Consider the following 17,004-nt stretch of genomic DNA (forward strand, 5'->3'; position numbering starts at 1 on the left):
GGGTCAGGTCACCAGCTGGACTTGGTCACGCCGGGCAGCTCGCCGCGGTGGGCCATGTCGCGCAACCGGATGCGGGAGAGGCCGAACTTGCGCGAGTAGGCGCGGGGCCGGCCGTCCACCACGTCCCGGTTGCGCACGCGGGTGGGGCTCGCGTCGCGCGGCTGGCGGGCCAGCTCGCGGACGGCGGCCGTGCGCTCGGCGTCGGGCAGGTCCAGGTTCCGCAGGGTGCGCCGCAGCTCCGCGCGGCGCTCGGCGTACCGGGCGACCAGCTCGCGGCGCCGGGCGTCGGCGGCGATCTTCGACTTCTTGGCCATCAGACCTTCTCCCCTCGGGCCAGGATCTGGGCGACGACGACGTCGATGCCCCGGCGGTCGATCGTCTTGATGCCGCGGGCGCTCACGCGCAGCGTGACGTGACGGCCGAGCGACGGGACCCAGTAGCGCTTCTTCTGGATGTTCGGGTCGAACCGGCGCTTGGTCCGCACGTGGGAGTGCGAGACCGAGTGGCCGAAACCCGGCACGGTGCCGAGCACCTGGCATCTGGCTGACACTTGACCTCCTGTCGCGGCGAGCTCGCCGCGTGTTCCGCCGGCCTCGCGGCCGCCGTGGATGAGAACCGTTCTCATGACGCGCTACAGTGAACCAGAACTGAGAACGGTTATCAATTATTCCGGGCCGGTCGTGGCTGCCACCGCGGCCGGCCCCGGGCGAGGAGGCAGCATGTTCCCCACCGGAGACCGAACCAGCCGGCGCCACGGAATCATCCCGGTCAGCGTCCTGGCGTGCACCGACCCCGTGCTGCGCGACTCCGCGCTGTTCGGCCTGCTGATGGACGCACCCGGCGTCGTCGCCGTACGCCACGACATCCACACCGACCACCTCCGCCGCGTGGTCCAGGACGCCACCGGCGTGCTCGAGGACGTGCTCGTCCCCCTGGAGCACGCCTGCCTCTCCTGCGCCGTACGGGAGGACGCCGTCCCCACCATCGCCCGCCTCGCCCACGACGGCCGCTGGTCCCACGTGCTGCTCGCCCTGCCGGTCAGCGCGGAGCCTCTGCCGGCCGCGCGGGCGCTCGCCGCCGAGACCACGCCCGGCGGCCAGCTCGCGCACACCCGCATCGCGACGTCGCTCGCCGTGGTCGACCTGGACACCTTCGAGGACGACCTGCTCGGCGAGGACACCCTCACCGAACGCGGCCTGGAGCTCACGGCCGACGACGAGCGCTCGGTGGGGGAGGCGCTCGCGGCGCAGGTGGAGCAGGCGGACCTCGTGGTGGCGTGCCGGGGCGGGGCCTCAGGTTCGACCTCAGGTTCAGGGTTGGGTGCCGATGCCGTGCGTGCGACGGCTTCGGGCCTGCTGGACCGGCTGCGCGGCGCCGGGACGCGGCGCGTGGACGGCCTGCACGCCGTGACGGCGGCCGGCCTGGCCGCCGGACGCCACTCGCCGTCGCGCGCCGAACGGCGGGCTCACCCGCTGGGCGCGGTGGTGGTCAGCGGCGCCGCTCCCGGCGACGGGAGCTGGACGCTGGAGCTGCGCTCGTCCCTGCCGTTCCACCCGGAACGGCTGCTGGACCGCATCGAGGACCTCAGCGCCGGCCGGCTGCGTGCGCGGGGTGTGTTCCACGTGGCCGACCGGCCCGGCCTCGCCTGCCTGTGGGACGGCGCGGGCGGCCAGCTCGCGGTCGCGGACCTGGGGCCGTGGCCGGAGGTGTGCGCCGGGACGGTGCCGCACACCCGGATCGTGGTGGTGGGGGCCGCCGACGGCTCCGGCGCCGAGCGGCAGCGGCTGCTGGAGGCGTTCGAGGCCGCCCTGTGCACACCCGAGGAGGTGTCGGACGGCGTGGCGTGGCTCTGGCGCGAGGACCACCTGGCGCCGTGGCTGGGGGCACGGACGGTCTAGGCCACGCCGGCGTCCGCAGGCCCCGGCAGCGTCGCGCGGACCTCGAGGCCGCCCTCCGGCCGGGCGACGGCGCGGAGGGTGCCGTGGTGGGCGTCGGTCACGGCCTTGACGATGGCGAGGCCGAGGCCGAATCCGGTGCGTGCGACGCCGGCCTGGACGCTCTGCGTGCGGTCGGCGCGGTGCCGCCGGAACGGCTCGAACAGGCCGTCCACCTCGTGCGGCAGCACACGCGGGCCGGTGTTGCTCACGCATACCACCGTCGCGTCGCCCTCGGTGTCCGTGGACACCGCCGCCCAGCCGCCGTCGACGTTGTGGACGAGTGCGTTCTCGACCAGGTTCCGGACGAGCTGTTCCAGCAGCACGGGGTCGCCGGTGGCCGGGGCCGGGCGGAGGTCGGTGCGTATCTCGATACCGTGCTGCTGCGCCCCGGTCACGGCCGCCACCGCGGCGCCGGCGAGGTCGGCGAGGTCGACACGGACCGGGTGCTCGACCGGGTTCGCGCTGTCGGCGAGCACCAGGAGGCGGTCGACGAGGGCGGAGCTCTTCTCGTTGAGCTCCAGCAGGGTCCGCCCGAGGTGGGCGGTCTCGCCGGGTACCGCGGGCTTCGTGATCTCCAGCTCGATCAGCGTGCGCTCCAGGGCCAGGGGAGTGCGCAGCTCGTGAGAGGCGTTGGCGACGAACCGCCGCTGGGCGTCGAACGCGGCGTCGAGGGACGTGAGCATCGCGTCGAACGAGTCCGCCAGACGCCTGATGTCGTCCCGCGGCCCGGTCAGGGCCAGCCGTTCGGACAGGTCACGCTCCGGTCCGCGCGCGTTCGCGATCCGCTCCGCCGTCCTCGTGATGGCGTGCAGGGGCCGCAGGCCCCGGCCGGCCACCACCCACCCGGTCGCGCCCGCGGCCAGACCGACGGCGAGCACGACCAGGGAGCCCTGGACGAGCAGGGAGTCCAGCGCGGCGTCCTTGATGTCCTCACGGCCCTGCTGGATCTGGGCGGCGATCTCCTCGACGGGCACGGCGGAGCCGTCGGGCAGCGTGACGGTGTCCCGCCCGGACGCCGCGGCCTCCTGGCGCACCAGCGCCAGCCGGTCGTCCGCGGCCTCGCTGCCGAGCTCTGCCTCCAGCCGGTCCTGCACCACGAGGTACAGCAGACCCAGGATCGCAGCCCCGGCGACGAGGAACAGGGTGCCGTACAGGACGGTGAGCCGGCCGCGCAGCCCGAGGCCCGTCATGGGATCCGGTACCCCGCGCCCGGGACGGTGCGGATCACGTCCGGGTCACCGAGCTTGCGGCGCAGCTTCATCAGCGTCACGCGCACCGTGTTGGTGAACGGGTCGGTGTGCTCGTCCCAGGCCCGCTCCAGCAGCTCCTCGGCCGACACGATCGCGCCGTCGGCGCGGAGCAGCTCCACCAGCACCGCGTACTCCTTGTTCGCGAGCGCGACCTCGACCCCGCCCCGGGTGACCTCCCGCGTGGACTGGACGACGCGCACGTCGCCCCGCTCCAGCACCGGGCGCACCGCCGGGACCGCACGGCGGGCGAGCGCATGCACCCTGGCCGACAGCTCGGCGAAGGCGAACGGTTTGGTGAGGTAGTCGTCCGCGCCGATCGCCAGGCCCTCCACCCGGGCGCGGACGGCAGAGGACGCGGTGAGCATGAGCACCCGGGACCTGCCCGGGCCGGCCACGATCCGCCGGCACACCTCGTCGCCGTGCACCACGGGCAGGTCGCGGTCGAGCACCACGACGTCGTAGTCCGTGACCGCGACCTTCTCCAGCGCCCGCCCGCCGTCCAGCGCCGTGTCGACGGCGAACGCCTCCCGGCCCAGGCCCTCCGCGATCGCGGCCGCCAGGCGCGGCTCGTCCTCGACCACCAGCACCCGCATCGCCGGCCTCCCTCGTTCCTCGGCACCCGTGATCCAGTGTCGCCGATCGCGGATAACGCCGGGATAACCAGGCTCACCCGTGGTTACCGCGGCGTTACGGGCGGCCCCGTGGACTGGTCGCACCGGCGGCGGACCACGCCGCCCCAGCCTGGAGGACGATGTGAGGACACGACGGAACCCCGCCGCAGCGGCGGCGGGCACGCTCCTGGCGGCGCTGCTGCTGGCCGGGTGCACACCCGGGACGACGACGCCGGACGCCGGGCCGGGCACCACCGCCGGGACCGGCGACCCCGCGCAGCCGACACCCGACGCGCAGGCCTACGCGCAGTGCATGCGGGACCACGGTGTCGAGGTGTCCGACCCCGACCCGGAGACCGGCCTGCCGCAGTTCGCCGACTCGGTGGACCCGAGCAGCGCCGCCGTGCAGGACGCCATGGAGCAGTGCCAGGACCTGCTGCCCGCCGGCATCCGGGGCGAGACCAGCGGCCAGGACATGGATGTCTACCTCGCCTTCGCCGCGTGCATGCGCGACAACGGGCTGCCCGACTTCCCGGACCCGCAGCCCGGGCCCGAGGGGCTGTTCGGCGACACCGGCATCGACCGCGCCGACCCCACCTACCAGCAGGCAGCCGAGGCCTGCGGCGACATCCTGAGCGGGGAGTGACCGTGACATCCCGCACCAGGACACCCCGGACCGCCGTCCGACGGCGCCTGCTGGTCGGGGCGGGCATCGTCGCGGCCGCCGGGGCGGCGCTCGCGGCGGCCCACGGCTTCGGTGGCAGCCCGCCACCGCCCCCGGACGCCGACGGCCTGCCGCCCGCCACGGCCGAGGTCACCCGCGGCACCCTCACCCAGACCCAGCAGGTCGGCGGGCTGATCTCCTACGGCGAGCCGGTCGGGCTCGTCGCGCAGCAGGACTCCGGCGTGGTGACCTGGGTCGCCGGTGCGGGCACGACCGTGGGCCTCGGGGAGCCGGTCTACGCCGTCGACGACGAGCCCGTGCTGCTGCTGCACGGCACCGTCCAGCCGTACCGGGTGCTCGGCGTCGGCTCCGTGGGCAGCGACGTCGAGCAGCTCGAGCAGAGCCTGCACGACCTGGGCCACACCGACCTCGACGTGGACGACACCTACGACGCCGCGACGGCCACCGCCGTCTCCACCTGGCAGGCGGACGTCGGCTGGCCGCAGACCGGCACCGTCGCCCCCCGGCCAGGTCTTCGTGCACGACGGCGACATCCGGATCGCGCTCGGCGGCCTCGTCCCCGGCAGCCACCTCGGCGCCGAACCGAACCAGCAGGTCGTCACCTACACCGGCACCACGCCCGTGACGACCATCCCGCTGGACGTCGAGCTGCAGCACCTGGTGGCCGAGGGCGACCCGGCGACGATCACGCTGCCGGACGGGACCACCGTGGACGGCAAGGTCAGCAGCGTGGGCAAGGTCGCCCAGGAGATCGAGGAGGAGACGTTCGTGACCGTCGTCGTCCAGATCAAGAAGCCGGAGGCGCTGGCCGGGGGGTTCGACTCCGCGCCGGTCACGCTGCGCATCGTCACCGGCGAGCGGGAGGACGTGCTGATGGTGCCGGTCACCGCCCTGGTGGCGGCACCCGACGGCGGGTACACGGTCGAGGTCGTCGAGGACGGCACCACCACATTCGTCCCCGTCGAGACCGGCATGTTCGCGCAGAGCATGGTCGAGGTCAGCGGCCCCGGCATCGCCGAGGGCGTCACGGTCGGGGTCGCGGAATGAGCGCGCCACCGCCGATCGCCGTCCTCGACGACGCCTCCAAGGAGTACCCGGGCGGCGTCACGGCCCTGCGCCAGGTCTCGCTCCGCATCACGCGCGGGGAGCTTGTCGGCATCGTCGGCCCGTCCGGCTCGGGCAAGTCGACCCTGCTCAACATCCTCGGCACCCTCGACCGGCCCACCACCGGCAGCGTCGCGATCGACGGCCACGCCGTCCGATCGCTCGGGGACGCCGAGCTCTCCGCCCTGCGCGCCCGGACGATCGGCTTCGTCTTCCAGCAGTTCCATCTCGCGCCCGGCGTGCCCGTGCTGGAGGCCGTGGCCGACGGCCTGCTGTACTCCGGGACCCGGCGCTCCGAACGGCTCGTCCGCGCACGGCGGGCCCTCGACCGGGTGGGCCTGTCGCACCGGACCGGGCACCGTCCGCACGAGCTGTCGGGCGGCGAGCGGCAACGGGTCGCGGTGGCGCGCGCCGTCGTCGGCGACCCGCTCCTGCTGCTCGCCGACGAACCCACCGGAAACCTCGACTCGGCCTCCGGGAGCGGCGTCATGGACCTGCTGCGCGAGCTCAACGGCGTGGGCACCACGGTGGTGGTCATCACCCACGACCGGGACATCGCCGCCTCCCTGCCCCGGCAGGTGGAGGTACGCGACGGCGTGAAGGTCGCCGACAGCAGCCCGGCCGGAGCCCTCTCGTGACCGCCCGACCCGCCCGGCTCCGGCCGGCCCGCCTGTCCGGCGCGGACCTGCTCCGTGCCGGCGGCTCCGGGCTGCGCTCACGCCCGGTCCGCATCGTCCTGTCGGCGCTCGGGATCGCGATCGGTATCGCGGCGATGGTCTCGGTGGTGGGCATCTCGTCGTCGAGCCGCGAGGACCTCGACCGGCAGATGGCGGCGCTCGGCACCAACCTGCTCACCGTCAGCCCGGGCCAGAGCCTGCTCGGCGAGGAGGCGCACCTACCTCCGGAGTCGGTCCCCATGGTCGAGAACCTGGATCTGGTCGAGACGGTGAGCGCCACCGGCGTGGTCGGCGGGGCCCGGGTGTACCGGAACGACCACGTGCCCGCCGCGGAGTCGGGCAGCATCGCGGTGACGGCTGCCCAGCTCGACCTGCTGGACACCGTGGGCGGTGCGGTGCTCTCCGGCGCCTTCCTGAACGACGCCACGGCGCACTACCCGGCCGTCGTGCTGGGCGCCGACGCCGCCGCGGGGCTCGGCGTCGGGTCGGTCGGCCCCGACCAGCAGGTGTACCTGGGCGGACAGTGGTTCACCGTGGTCGGCATCCTGGGGCCGGTGGTGCTGGCGCCCGAGCTGGACACGGCGGCGCTGATCGGCTGGCCGGCGGCCACCGGGCTGCTCGGGTTCGACGGGTACCCGACCACGGTCTACGCCCGGGCCGACCCGGCCGCGGTGGGCACCGTGCAGGGCATGCTGGCCCGGGCCGCGAACCCGGCTGCGCCGAACGAGGCCGACGTGTCACGTCCGTCCGACGCGCTGGCCGCGCAGCACGCCGCGGACAGCACGCTGAGCGCCCTGCTCCTGGGCCTGGGTGCCGTGTCGCTCCTGGTCGGGGGGATCGGCGTGGCCAACACCATGGTGGTCTCGGTGCTGGAGCGGCGGGGTGAGATCGGGTTGCGCCGCGCGCTGGGTGCCACCCGGGGCGACATCCGCAACCAGTTCCTCGTCGAGGCGGTGCTGCTGTCCGCGCTCGGGGGCGCGGGCGGCGTGCTGCTCGGTGTCGCGGTCACCGCCCTGTACTCGGCGCTCCAGGGGTGGCCCACCGTCGTCCCGCCGTGGGCGACCGGGTTGGCGGTCGGTGCGACGGTCGTGATCGGCGGGCTCGCCGGCCTCTACCCGGCGACGCGTGCGTCGCGGCTGTCGCCGACGGAGGCGCTGACGGCCGCGTGACCGTCGTCCTTGCCCGCCCCTGGTCGAGCGCCGGAGCGCCCGGACGGGCCGGTGCTCGCCAGGGGTGGCCCCCTCGAGGAGATGCTCGGGCCCGGACCGGGTGACGGGCGGTGGCCTCAGCGGGGGCAGAGGTAGGCGGCCGACGTCGGGCGGGTGCCCGACGGGGTGGTCCAGGTGGCCGGGCCCTGGGTCACGCGGGTCCAGCCCAGGCGTTCGTAGAGGCGGACGGCGGGGCCGTCGTCATCGACGACGTCGAGCGCGAGACGGCGGCCGCGCCGGGTGGGCGTGTCCTCGACACGTTCCAGGAGCGCCGAGGCGATGCCCATGCCGCGTGCCGCCGGGGCGACGAACAGACGGCTGACCCCGGCGAGCCCGACCAGGGGGACACCCGCGGCCTCGGCGAGCTGGTCGGCGTGCTCGACGGCGCCCCCCTCCACGAGCATCACGTGCCCGACGACGACCCCGTCCGACAGAGCGACCCAGGCGCCGAGCGTGCTGTCCGGGGTGAGCCAGGCCTTCGGGTCGTCGGGCCAGACCAGGGGGTAACGGTCCTTCTCGTGGACCAGTCGCAGTGCCTCGACGGTGCGATCCAGGTGGGCCGGATGGCGCGGGGCGATGAGGAGGTCGGGCACGCGGACAAGGTAGCGGATGGTGGTCGGTTTGCGCTGAGCCCGGATTCGGGTCGCTTGGCGACAGCGGGTCTGGCGGGTCTCCGGTCAGCCGCAGGGATCCCCGCCCGAGTAGCACGGTTCGTAGTCCAGGTTCTGTTCCACGGGCGGCGGATCGTTGAGAGAGCGCCAGTCCACCTGGGGCACGACCAGCAGTCCGATCGCTCCGACTGCCACGACCGCCACGAGCGTGTGCCAGACGTACGTGAGGACGCGCGCACCCCGTCGCCGGGCCGACACGAACGTCCACACGACCCCGGACAGCATGCCGGCGGCCACGACGGCATAGACCACGGTGTGCTTCGGCTCCGGGGTGGCGTCGGTCAGAAAGCCGTAGGCGTTCCAGGTGTTGAACAGGAGCACCCACGGTCCGGCGAGCGCGGCGAGCGACCCGAGGACTTCGCCCGCCACGCCGGGAGCGGCGCCGGTGCTCTCGCCCGGGTCGCTCATCCCGGCTGCCCCTGCTGCCCGCTTCGGCCCGAACGTGTCATGGCGCGGATCGTACGGCTCGGGGATGTCGGGGCGGAAGGAAACTGAAGGGGCGCTGACGGCGCGACCGAAGCCGGTCGCGCCGTCGTCCGCGGATCAGTACCGGAAGCAGTCCAGGTAGTCGAACGACCGCGCCGAGGACTCGAACGACGGTGCCCAGTCCCACTCGTACGTGTAGTACCGCACGTCGCCGCGGGCCGCCCCGAGGATCCCGGTCAGGTCCATCTCGCCGTCACCCAGGCCCACCTGTGTGAGTCCCTCCTCGGAGCCGATGTTCACGGCGTCCTTGACGTGCAGCAGCTCGATCCGGTCGCCGTGCTCCTCGATGAGGTCCACGACGTCGATGCCGGCCTCCGCGGCCCAGCCGACGTCCAGCTCGAAGGTGACGTAGCGCGGGTTCGTGTTCTCCACGAGGGCCTCCCACGCGGTGACCGTCTCGCCGGTGTCCGGGTGCGTGAACGTCCGCTCGAAGACGTCGGTGTGGTTGTGCACCAGCATCTTGCCCGCGCCGTGGTCGCGGGAGTACTCACCGAGCCGGTCGAGGTAGGCCGCCGTCTCGACGGCGTCCTCGTAGGTGGCGGTGCTGCCCGGGATGCTGCCGGAGCCCACGTAGCGCTGGCCGAGCGCCTTCGCGTAGGCCACGGTCTGCGGCCAGGTCTCCCAGTCCGTGCTGCCGTGGCTCGACGCCGCGCGCAGGCCGTGCTCGCGCAGCAGCGCCTTGAGCTCCCCCACGGGCATGTCGTAGGGCTGGTCGTACAGCTCGACGTTGCGGAACCCGGCGTCGGCGACCTCGCCGAGCACTCGGTCCAGCGTGTCGGCCGACGGTGTTCCCGAGCCCAGCTCACCGACGTGCGTGTAGAGCTGGATGGAGATCTGGGAGTCCGGGATGCCGGGGCCTGGCCCGCAGCCTGGTTCCGCGTGCCCCGGCGCCGCGGCCGTAGCTGCCGGGGTGCCCGCGAGGGTGCCCAGGGCGAGCGCCGCGACCAGCGCGGTGCCGTGCAGTCGTCGACGGTGGTGTCGTGAGCGCTGTCGTGTACCCCGCATCGTGCTCCTGACGTCGTTGTCGTGATCACCGCACGCCGGACTTTTGACGCGCGACGCACAAAAGAGTCTTGTCGGGTGAAATATGTCTGTCAAGGGGTGACTGGGCCGGCCGGGTGTCCCGCAGTCAGATCCGGGAGAGCTCGTCCGGGTACGGCGTCGTGCGGCTCTCTCGCTGGAACCGGCGGTAGAAGCTCCCCATCGCTGCGGCGACGGGCGCGTCACGGGTCAGGAGCGCGGCGACGGCCGCGGGCACACCCTCCGGCGTCACGCCCTGGGCCCAGGAGCGCACGGCCGCCCGCCGTTCCTCCGGTGCGTGTCCGTACAGGGCGACGGCCAGCCAGTTCACCAGGTGCGTGGCGGCGTAGTGGTGGTCGTAGCCATGGTGGTCGTCGAGGAATCCGGCCTCGTCCGGCGTGAGCTCGAAACGGGAGGAGATCGCGAGGCCGTAGTCGGCGAAGTACAGACGCGCGCCGTCGGTCAGGATGTTCTGGAAGTGGGCGTCGAAGTGCAGCAGGCCGCGGTCGTTCATGAACGAGATCCCGGCTCGCAGCTCCTGGTCCACCATGGCGCAAGCCTCCGTAGCAGCCACGCCACCGGCGCGGACCTGACCGCCCAGCCAGTCGTGGAGGTTCTGCGGGATGTACTCCAGGAACAGCAGGATGCTGGCCGAGGAGTCGCGCAGCGCCTCGATCCGGCGGCGGATCGCCGCACCGCCGCCCCAGTAGGCGACGGCTCGGTCAATGTCGGCCAGCTCCTCCGGAAGCGGCTGCCCCGCGTCCGGCAGCACCCGCCAGTGGTGCATCAGCGGGAAGCCGTCGTGGTCACCGGCGATCACCCAGCCTGTGGTCATGGCGTGTACGGCCAGCTCACGCCAGGCACCGAACCCGGGGCCGCCGATGGTGCCCACGCCGTAGTGGCAGAAGAGCGGCAGGTCGAACAGGTTGGCCGTGGAGCGGACGTTCTCCGCCTGTCGCTCCAGGTCGGTGAGGCGCACCTGCTTGACGAAGACCGGGGTTCCGTCGACGTCCACGACCACGGTCTGCCCGCCGATGCCGCTGCCGGCCGGCGTGCCGGCGTCCACGAGCTCGCCAAGTCTGTGGTCGCTGTGGAGTGCCAGCGCCGTGGAGACGACGCCATGGCGGGCCAGGCGCGCGTCACGGGAGCGACCTGCGGTCCGCGCACGCGGGCGCTCGCGCGGTGTCGTCCACTGCCCGTGCGTCAGCGACCCGCGCGAGTCCGTACCGCTCGGCTCACCGCGCCCGACACTCACGACCTGGACCGTACCAATCGTGTGACCAGGCCGCCCGGACGTGACGGCATGCGGAGGCTGTCGTCGGTGACGGAGCGCCGTGACCCTGAGACGGCCCAGGGTCGGATCCGGGTGGATCTCGGGAGATCACCGGAAGCCGCCCCATCGGCCTGCGCCCTACGTTCGATGGCATGAGCGATGTTGGTGCCCCGGTTCAGGTGCGTGCCGTGACGAAGCACCATGGTGCCGGTGCCGCACGCGTCCTGGGGCTGTGGGAGGTCTCGGTGGAGTTCGCGCCGGCGACGTTCACCGCGATCATGGGCCCGTCCGGGTCGGGCAAGACCACGCTCATGCACTGCGCGGCGGGGCTGGACGAGCCCGACGAGGGCAGCGTGGTGCTGGCCGGCCACGACGTGGCGGGCCTCGGCGACCGGGCACGTTCGCGTCTGCGCCGTGAGCAGGTGGCGTTCGTGTTCCAGGACTACAACCTGGTGCCGACACTCCCGGTCTGGATGAACGTGGCCCTCCCGCGACTGGTCGGCGGTCGGCGGGCTGATCGGCGTGCGGTGGCGGCCGCCCTGGACCGTGTGGGGTTGTCGGGCGTCGAGCATCGCCTGCCCGGCGCGCTGTCAGGTGGTCAGCAGCAGCGGGTCGCGATGGCGCGCGCCGTCGCGCTGCGGCCGCGTGTGCTGTTCGCGGACGAGCCGACGGGGGCGCTCGACACCGGCTCGCGGGCGCAGGTGCTGGACCTGTTGCGGGGCCTGGTCGACGAGGCCGGTACGACGGTCGTGATGGTGACGCACGACCCGGTCGCCGCGGCCGCCGCTGACCGGGTCGTGTACCTGCGTGACGGGCGCATCGTGGGGGAATCGGCCTCACGCGACGCGGTCGAGCTCGGTGGCCGTCTCGCCCGGCTGGGGCAGGCGGCATGATCGGCATCGCGGCGCGGAGCGTGCGCGCGCACCCTGCCGGGTTCGCGGGTGCGTTCGTGTCGGTCGCGCTGGCCGCGGCGCTGCTGACCGTGACGACCAGCGCCGTCGTCGCCGTGCGCCGTCCCGAGGTGGTCGGGCCCGCCCCGGACCTGGCCACGCTGGCGACGACCCTGCTGGCCAACGCCACCGCCGTGGCGGTGCTTGCGGCGACCTTCGTGACCTCCTCGACCCTGTCGTACTCCGCGGTGCAGCGGCAACGCGAGCTCGCACTCCTTCGGCTGGCCGGTGCGAGCGGAGCGCGGACGGGTGCGCTCCTGCTCGTGGAGGCGTTCGTCGTGGGTCTGGTCGCCGCGGTCGGGGGAGCGTTGTGCGGTCTGCCGCTCGCGCCCCTGGCCGCCCGTGGCCTGTCCGACGCCGGCCTCGCCCCCGCGGCGCTGGAGACCGCCCTGCCGGTGTGGCCGGCCGCGCTGTCCGCCGGGGTCGCCCTCGTCGTGGCGTTGGCGGCGGCCGTCCCGGTGGCGCTGACCAGCAGTCGTGTGCCTGCGGCCGCCGCGCTGCGCGACGCCGGTGTACCGGTGGTCCGCACGGGGGCCGTCCGGCTCGTCGGCGTCGTGCTGCTGGCCGCCGGAGCGGTGCTGGAGATCGCGCTGATCGGTGAGGCCGACACGCCGTCGGCCACCGCCTACCTGGTGCTGCTGACGCTCACCCTGACCGCGCTGGCCGCCCTGTGCGGCCCGGTGCTGGCACGGGTGATCCTGGGCGCGACCGGGCTCCTGGCGCGCGGCGGGCCCCTGCTGCTCGCGCTGGCGGCGGCGCGGACCGACCTGCGCCGGACGGTGGCGACCGTCACGCCGGTCCTGGTCACGGTCGCCCTGGCGTCCGGAGTCCTTGCCGGGACCTCGACCATCGCCGGCGCGGGCCGGGAGGGGCTGACGACGGCCGACTACGTGGCCGTGGGCAGCGTGATCGGGCTCGCGCTCGTGTACACCGCGATCTCGGTGGCTGTCGTGTTCGCGATGTCCACCGAGCGGCGCCGGCGTGAGCTGGCCGCGCTCCGGCTGGCGGGCGCCGCACGGGCGGACGTCCTGCGGGTCGTCGCGGCGGACGTGGTCCTGGTCCTGCTGGTCGCGGTGGTGCAGGCGGTGCTGGTCACCGTGGTGGTCGTGCTCACCGCGGCTGGGCACGCGTCGGCGCACGGGGCGGATCCCGGCCGGCCGGACTGGTGGCCCGTACTCGCCGTCGCCGTGGCCTGTGCGGTCCTGGCTGCCGGCTCCGCTCTCCCCGTCGCCCGCTGGGCGACGGGCGGGGCCGCCGTCCGTCAGTCGCAGGGGTCCTGAGCCGCTGTATCCGTCAGCTCACCACGTGCAGCCCGGGCCGGGCCCTAGGCCCGGACCCGGCCCTCCAGCGCGAGGCCCGCGCCGAGCCCGACCATCGCGAGCCCACCGGCCACGCTCAGGTGGTCCAGCCGCCTCGGCTCGCGGGAGAACCACGTGCGCGCCTGCGACGCGACCAGCGCGAGGATCGAGTCCTGGCACAGGGCCAGCACGCCGAACAGCAGGCCGAGGAACAGCAGCTGGGGTGCGGCGGGCGCGGCGTCGTTCATGAACTGCGGAAGGAAGGCCGCGAAGAAGACGATGGTCTTCGGGTTGGTGGCGCCGACGACGAACCCGGTCCAGACCGCCCGCCGCGCGCTCGTGGGGCGGGCGCCCTCGGGCGCGGCGAGGGCGAGGCGGGCGTCCGCGCGGTGCCGGATCGCCTGGATGCCGAGATAGATGACGTACCCCGCGCCCACGAGCTTGAGCACGGTGTAGGCGGTGGCCGACGCCTCGACGAGCGCACCCAGCCCCACCGCCAGGAAGCCCACCTGGACGAGCAGGCCCAGCGCGTTGCCGCTCACGGAGAGGAGGGCGTCGCGGCGGCCGACGGTCAGGGCGCGGCCGATCGCGAACAGGACGCTGGGTCCCGGCAGTGCGATGAAGACGACGGACGCCGCCAGGAAGGCGACGAGCTGGGTGGTCTCGGGCATGAGGCGATGGTAGCGACCGGGTCGCGGGGCCCGTCAGGTGTTTTCGAGGTGACCCCGTGCGACGGCCCGGGCGATCGAGGTGCGGTACCCGTCGGGCATGGGGAGGCCGGCGACGTCGTCCGGGCGGACCAGGACGAGCTCCTTGTGCTCGTGGCTGTGGGCGGGGGCGGCCTCGCCGTCGTACGTGGCGAGGTAGGTGAGGACGAAGACGTGGCGGTGCGGGAAGACCTCGTAGACCCAGGCGTCGACGGGGTCGCCGACGGTGGTGTCCCAGGAGAGCTCCTCGCGGATCTCGCGGGCCAGGCACGACGCCGGGTCCTCGCCCGGTTCGAGCTTGCCGCCGGGGAGCTCCCACTCGTCGCGCTCGTTGCGCAGCAGCGGGAGCAGTCCTCGCCAGGCGATGACGGCCTTGACGGAGACGGGGAGCTGGTACTCGAAGTAGCCGGGGTTGCGTTCGACGAGGTAGGGCTGCTCGGCGGAGCGGGCAGGGAACATGATTCCTTTCAGGTGCGAGCTTGAGGGGGCTATGACCAACTTGGGCGTTATGCCACTCTCGTGCTGTGGACGATTTCCTGGCGCAGATGCCCGCCCTCATCGGCGTGACGCTGGGGGTGGTCGGCACCTTGGCGACCACCATGGTCACAGACGCCGCACGGTGGCGCCGTGAGCGCTTCTACGACGCTTGCCTCCGATACTCGCGAGCGCTGCGTCGGTACTCACAGCTCGTCGCGGGGATCACCGCCGACCGTCGGCCAGGCGCCACGACGACCCGGGTCGATCCCGCCGAAGGCCTGGCCGCGCTGTCGAACCAGGAGCTCGACCGGGCGGTGACCGAGGCATGGGAGGAGCTCTGCCTTCTCGCAGACACCGAGACTGTTCGTGCGGCACGCCGGATGAGAGCTGCCGCCAGACAGCTGGAAGAGTTTGCGCGGCTGGATCCGGACGCCGAGTTCGACCACAGCGGATGGCTCGAGCAAGCTCTAGTTCTTCGCCGCGCCCGTGACGACTTCTGTGCGGCGGCAAGATCGCGCATGGGGGTAAGAGGGCTGACGACCAGTTCGAGCCTTGTTCATCAGGACGGTGGGCTGGACCTCCACCGCGCGTAGGTCGCGTGCCGCGATGGTGCGTGTGGCCCTACAGTTCTCGAATGATCGGTGCAGTACGCACCGTCCTGTTCCTTGACGTGGACGGGACGCTGCTTCCCTTCGGCGGCGCCGGGATGCCGGCGGTGCCGGAGGCGCCGGAGGTGTGGACGACGGCGTCCAACCCGCACCTCGCGCGCGTGGATCGCGCGCTGGGCCCACTGCTGTCCGGGCTGGGGTGTGACCTGGTATGGGCCACGGCCTGGATGGATGGTGCGAACGAGGTGATCGGGCCGCTACTGGGGCTTCCGCCCTTGCCGGTTGCCGAGCTGCCCGCCTACGCCGGGGACCAAGGGGACGACCAGCTCCAGTGGAAGACGCGAGCGCTGGTACGGATCGCGGACGGGCAGCCGTTCGTGTGGGTGGACGACGTGATCGGTGATGCCGACCGGGAGTTCGTGGCCGCAGAGCACGACGGGGAGGCTCTGCTGTACGGAGTGCCGTCCGAGGTGGGAGTGACGGCTCCGGATCTTGCGGTGATCGCTGAGTGGCTCGGCCGCTTCTGATCGCTGGCTTGTCCGACCAAGGCGCTGGGAATGTGGTCAGGCGAGCAACGTCTCCAGGAGCGGCCCGGGGTAGAGCAGGCGCCACACGTAGAACATGCCGAGCCCAGCGGCACAGCCCGCGAGCCAGAACCAGTCCGACGGTGTGCTGCCCTGCTCCGTGTGGTCCTGGCAACGCTCCATCGGACCCTTTCGCCCGCGCCTGCACCGCGTGCCGTCCTTGTTCTTCGCGCCGCACGGGTAGGTCGCGGCGAAACCGGCGACGACCGGGGTAGCGACGAGGAGCAGGAACAAGGCGAGGGGAGACACGCTCAGGATCCTGGCCGGAACAGGCTTGCGCCGGCCAATCACCGGTGGGATTCACCCGCGTCCGCGCGGCATGTGCCCGCCAGTGTCATGCTCGGTGCGCCACGATGGTGGGGTGACCAGGGTACTGGGTGTCGACGGCGCGGGACGGTACTGGGTCGCGGTCGCGAGCGACATGCGAGCGTATGCCGATCTGACACTGACGGGACTGCTGGCGGCGGCGAGTGCCGAGGGGCCTGTCGAGGTGATCGGAGTCGACATCCCCATCGGCCTGCCCGCGAGCAACGAGCCACGGCTGGCCGATCGGTTGGCACGCGAGGCTGTCGGCCCGCGGTGGCGGTCCGTCTTCGTCACTCCTCCGCGTCGCGTGCTCGACGCGGAGACCTATGAGGCTGCCGGCCAGGTGGCGAGACGGATGACCGGCAAGGGGATCAGCCGGCAGGCATGGGCACTCAAGCAGCGCATCCTGGAGGCGGATCTGACCGTCCGCTCAGACACCTGGCGGGTGGTAGAGGTGCATCCGGAGGTGTCGTTCGTGACCATGGCGGGCCGTTACCTTCCAGCGCCGAAGTCGACGTGGGCCGGGCTGGAGGACCGGCGACGTCTCCTGGAGACTGCGGGTATCAGCCTGCCGGCGGATCTCGGTCCTCCAGGATTCGTAGCCGGCGCTGACGACGTTCTCGATGCTGCCGTCGCATGCTGGACCGCAGGGCGCGTCCTGACAGGGAGCGCGCAGCGATACCCGGACCCGCCCCAGGTCCTGGACGGCATGGTGGCATGCATTCATGCATGAGCGCGCGACCCGCGACAATCGGTCCCATGAACGACACCACCATCGAGTCCGTACGCGACCGACTCCGCAATTTCGCCCACGCCAGGGACTGGGGTCAGTTCCACACGCCGAAGAACCTCGCCATGGCGCTCGGTGGTGAGGTGGGTGAGCTGCTTGCCGAGATGCAGTGGCTCACTGATGCCCAAGTCCTTCAGAAGCTGGCTGATCCGGACACGCGTGACGGGATCGAGGAGGAGTTCGCCGACGTGTTCCTGTACCTGGTCCAGCTCGCCGACGTCTGCGGCGTCGACCTGATCGAGGCAGCGCACGCGAAGATCACGAGGAACGACGGCAGGTTCCCGCCGACGGAGCCATCGTCCTGAAAGGACGGAACCGTGGTCCTGGCGTGGCCCCGACCTAGGGTCTGACCGCGACCGATA

Annotated in this window: 23 protein-coding genes; 11 read left to right on the plus strand and 12 right to left on the minus strand. The window is 72.9% G+C overall.

Going from position 1 to position 17,004, the window contains the following annotated elements; all coding sequences use genetic code 11:
- Positions 1–8 precede the first annotated feature (8 nt).
- Positions 9–314, minus strand: a complete 306-nt coding sequence (gene rpsN, locus ACIG47_RS05880; RefSeq protein WP_397414482.1) for a 30S ribosomal protein S14 — start codon at positions 312–314, stop codon at positions 9–11.
- A complete protein-coding gene (rpmB, locus tag ACIG47_RS05885) occupies positions 314–550 on the minus strand; it encodes a 50S ribosomal protein L28 (protein WP_119146075.1) in 237 nt (78 codons plus the stop codon). The genes rpsN and rpmB overlap by 1 nt, the downstream gene beginning before the upstream one ends.
- Positions 551–719: 169 nt before the next feature.
- Here rpmB and ACIG47_RS05890 point away from each other — a divergent pair, with 169 nt between their 5' ends.
- A complete protein-coding gene (locus ACIG47_RS05890) occupies positions 720–1,898 on the plus strand; it encodes a GTP-binding protein (protein ID WP_397430022.1) in 1,179 nt (392 codons plus the stop codon).
- Here ACIG47_RS05890 and ACIG47_RS05895 read toward each other — a convergent pair.
- Positions 1,895–3,127: a sensor histidine kinase gene (locus ACIG47_RS05895; RefSeq protein ID WP_397430023.1), complete on the minus strand. Its 1,233-nt coding sequence runs from the start codon at positions 3,125–3,127 to the stop codon at positions 1,895–1,897. The genes ACIG47_RS05890 and ACIG47_RS05895 overlap by 4 nt on opposite strands.
- Positions 3,124–3,780 carry a response regulator transcription factor gene (locus ACIG47_RS05900; protein ID WP_397430024.1) on the minus strand — a complete coding sequence of 219 codons (657 nt, stop codon included), beginning with the start codon at positions 3,778–3,780 and terminating at the stop codon, positions 3,124–3,126. The genes ACIG47_RS05895 and ACIG47_RS05900 overlap by 4 nt, the downstream gene beginning before the upstream one ends.
- A gap of 160 nt (positions 3,781–3,940) precedes the next feature.
- On the opposite strand from ACIG47_RS05900, the gene ACIG47_RS05905 reads away from it, so the two are divergent.
- The gene (locus ACIG47_RS05905; RefSeq protein WP_397430025.1) at positions 3,941–4,444 is read left to right on the plus strand and encodes a hypothetical protein; all 504 of its coding nucleotides are present in this window, start codon (positions 3,941–3,943) and stop codon (positions 4,442–4,444) included.
- On the opposite strand, the gene ACIG47_RS05910 is transcribed toward ACIG47_RS05905, so the two are convergent.
- Positions 4,396–4,884, minus strand: coding sequence for a hypothetical protein (locus tag ACIG47_RS05910; protein WP_397430360.1), 489 nt, complete (start codon positions 4,882–4,884; stop codon positions 4,396–4,398). The genes ACIG47_RS05905 and ACIG47_RS05910 overlap by 49 nt on opposite strands.
- Before the next feature lie 115 nt (positions 4,885–4,999).
- Here ACIG47_RS05910 and ACIG47_RS05915 point away from each other — a divergent pair, with 115 nt between their 5' ends.
- Genes ACIG47_RS05915 through ACIG47_RS05925 form a run of 3 tightly spaced genes read left to right on the plus strand, consistent with a single transcriptional unit; the run spans position 5,000 to position 7,433 of the window.
- Entirely contained in the window at positions 5,000–5,530 is a 531-nt protein-coding gene (locus ACIG47_RS05915) for a hypothetical protein (protein ID WP_397430361.1), read from the plus strand.
- The gene (locus ACIG47_RS05920; RefSeq protein ID WP_397430350.1) at positions 5,527–6,225 is read left to right on the plus strand and encodes an ABC transporter ATP-binding protein; all 699 of its coding nucleotides are present in this window, start codon (positions 5,527–5,529) and stop codon (positions 6,223–6,225) included. The genes ACIG47_RS05915 and ACIG47_RS05920 overlap by 4 nt, the downstream gene beginning before the upstream one ends.
- Complete coding sequence (locus tag ACIG47_RS05925) at positions 6,222–7,433, plus strand: ABC transporter permease (RefSeq protein WP_397430026.1); 1,212 nt, start codon at positions 6,222–6,224, stop codon at positions 7,431–7,433. The genes ACIG47_RS05920 and ACIG47_RS05925 overlap by 4 nt, the downstream gene beginning before the upstream one ends.
- 116 nt (positions 7,434–7,549) lie before the next feature.
- Here the strand turns inward: ACIG47_RS05925 and ACIG47_RS05930 are convergent, their stop codons facing one another.
- The 4 genes from ACIG47_RS05930 to ACIG47_RS05945 form a co-directional block, all read right to left on the minus strand.
- The gene (locus tag ACIG47_RS05930) at positions 7,550–8,065 is read right to left on the minus strand and encodes a GNAT family N-acetyltransferase (RefSeq protein ID WP_397430027.1); all 516 of its coding nucleotides are present in this window, start codon (positions 8,063–8,065) and stop codon (positions 7,550–7,552) included.
- Positions 8,066–8,149: 84 nt separating this feature from the next.
- The gene (locus ACIG47_RS05935) at positions 8,150–8,551 is read right to left on the minus strand and encodes a DUF6234 family protein (protein WP_397430028.1); all 402 of its coding nucleotides are present in this window, start codon (positions 8,549–8,551) and stop codon (positions 8,150–8,152) included.
- A gap of 135 nt (positions 8,552–8,686) precedes the next feature.
- Positions 8,687–9,634 (minus strand): sugar phosphate isomerase/epimerase family protein, encoded by a 948-nt coding sequence (locus ACIG47_RS05940; protein ID WP_397430029.1) that lies wholly within the window; start codon positions 9,632–9,634, stop codon positions 8,687–8,689.
- 124 nt (positions 9,635–9,758) lie between these two features.
- Positions 9,759–10,904 carry a protein kinase family protein gene (locus tag ACIG47_RS05945; RefSeq protein WP_397430030.1) on the minus strand — a complete coding sequence of 382 codons (1,146 nt, stop codon included), beginning with the start codon at positions 10,902–10,904 and terminating at the stop codon, positions 9,759–9,761.
- A 206-nt stretch (positions 10,905–11,110) separates the two neighbouring features.
- Here ACIG47_RS05945 and ACIG47_RS05950 point away from each other — a divergent pair, with 206 nt between their 5' ends.
- Together ACIG47_RS05950 and ACIG47_RS05955 are read left to right on the plus strand one after the other, a co-directional pair.
- The gene (locus ACIG47_RS05950) at positions 11,111–11,815 is read left to right on the plus strand and encodes an ABC transporter ATP-binding protein (protein WP_397430031.1); all 705 of its coding nucleotides are present in this window, start codon (positions 11,111–11,113) and stop codon (positions 11,813–11,815) included.
- Positions 11,812–13,152: an FtsX-like permease family protein gene (locus tag ACIG47_RS05955; RefSeq protein ID WP_397430032.1), complete on the plus strand. Its 1,341-nt coding sequence runs from the start codon at positions 11,812–11,814 to the stop codon at positions 13,150–13,152. Before ACIG47_RS05950 ends, ACIG47_RS05955 begins: the two co-directional genes overlap by 4 nt.
- Before the next feature lie 44 nt (positions 13,153–13,196).
- Here the strand turns inward: ACIG47_RS05955 and ACIG47_RS05960 are convergent, their stop codons facing one another.
- On the minus strand, positions 13,197–13,841 hold the full coding sequence (locus ACIG47_RS05960) for a LysE family translocator (RefSeq protein ID WP_397430033.1): 645 nt from the start codon (positions 13,839–13,841) through the stop codon (positions 13,197–13,199).
- 33 nt (positions 13,842–13,874) lie between these two features.
- A complete protein-coding gene (locus tag ACIG47_RS05965; protein ID WP_397430034.1) occupies positions 13,875–14,336 on the minus strand; it encodes an NUDIX domain-containing protein in 462 nt (153 codons plus the stop codon).
- Positions 14,337–14,401: 65 nt separating this feature from the next.
- On the opposite strand from ACIG47_RS05965, the gene ACIG47_RS05970 reads away from it, so the two are divergent.
- Both ACIG47_RS05970 and ACIG47_RS05975 read left to right on the plus strand, forming a co-directional pair.
- Positions 14,402–14,947, plus strand: coding sequence for a hypothetical protein (locus ACIG47_RS05970; protein ID WP_397430035.1), 546 nt, complete (start codon positions 14,402–14,404; stop codon positions 14,945–14,947).
- A gap of 41 nt (positions 14,948–14,988) precedes the next feature.
- The gene (locus tag ACIG47_RS05975; RefSeq protein ID WP_397430036.1) at positions 14,989–15,489 is read left to right on the plus strand and encodes an HAD domain-containing protein; all 501 of its coding nucleotides are present in this window, start codon (positions 14,989–14,991) and stop codon (positions 15,487–15,489) included.
- A 36-nt stretch (positions 15,490–15,525) separates the two neighbouring features.
- Here ACIG47_RS05975 and ACIG47_RS05980 read toward each other — a convergent pair whose 3' ends face one another.
- The gene (locus ACIG47_RS05980; RefSeq protein ID WP_397430037.1) at positions 15,526–15,795 is read right to left on the minus strand and encodes a hypothetical protein; all 270 of its coding nucleotides are present in this window, start codon (positions 15,793–15,795) and stop codon (positions 15,526–15,528) included.
- A gap of 112 nt (positions 15,796–15,907) precedes the next feature.
- Between ACIG47_RS05980 and ACIG47_RS05985 the strand changes: the two genes are divergently transcribed.
- Together ACIG47_RS05985 and ACIG47_RS05990 are read left to right on the plus strand one after the other, a co-directional pair.
- Positions 15,908–16,585, plus strand: a complete 678-nt coding sequence (locus tag ACIG47_RS05985) for a DUF429 domain-containing protein (RefSeq protein ID WP_397430038.1) — start codon at positions 15,908–15,910, stop codon at positions 16,583–16,585.
- Between the two features lie 26 nt (positions 16,586–16,611).
- The gene (locus ACIG47_RS05990; RefSeq protein WP_397430039.1) at positions 16,612–16,947 is read left to right on the plus strand and encodes a nucleotide pyrophosphohydrolase; all 336 of its coding nucleotides are present in this window, start codon (positions 16,612–16,614) and stop codon (positions 16,945–16,947) included.
- The last annotated feature ends 57 nt before the right edge of the window (positions 16,948–17,004 follow it).

The sequence above is a fragment of the Promicromonospora sp. NPDC052451 genome, from assembly GCF_044547525.1.
Taxonomy (GTDB): domain Bacteria; phylum Actinomycetota; class Actinomycetes; order Actinomycetales; family Cellulomonadaceae; genus Promicromonospora.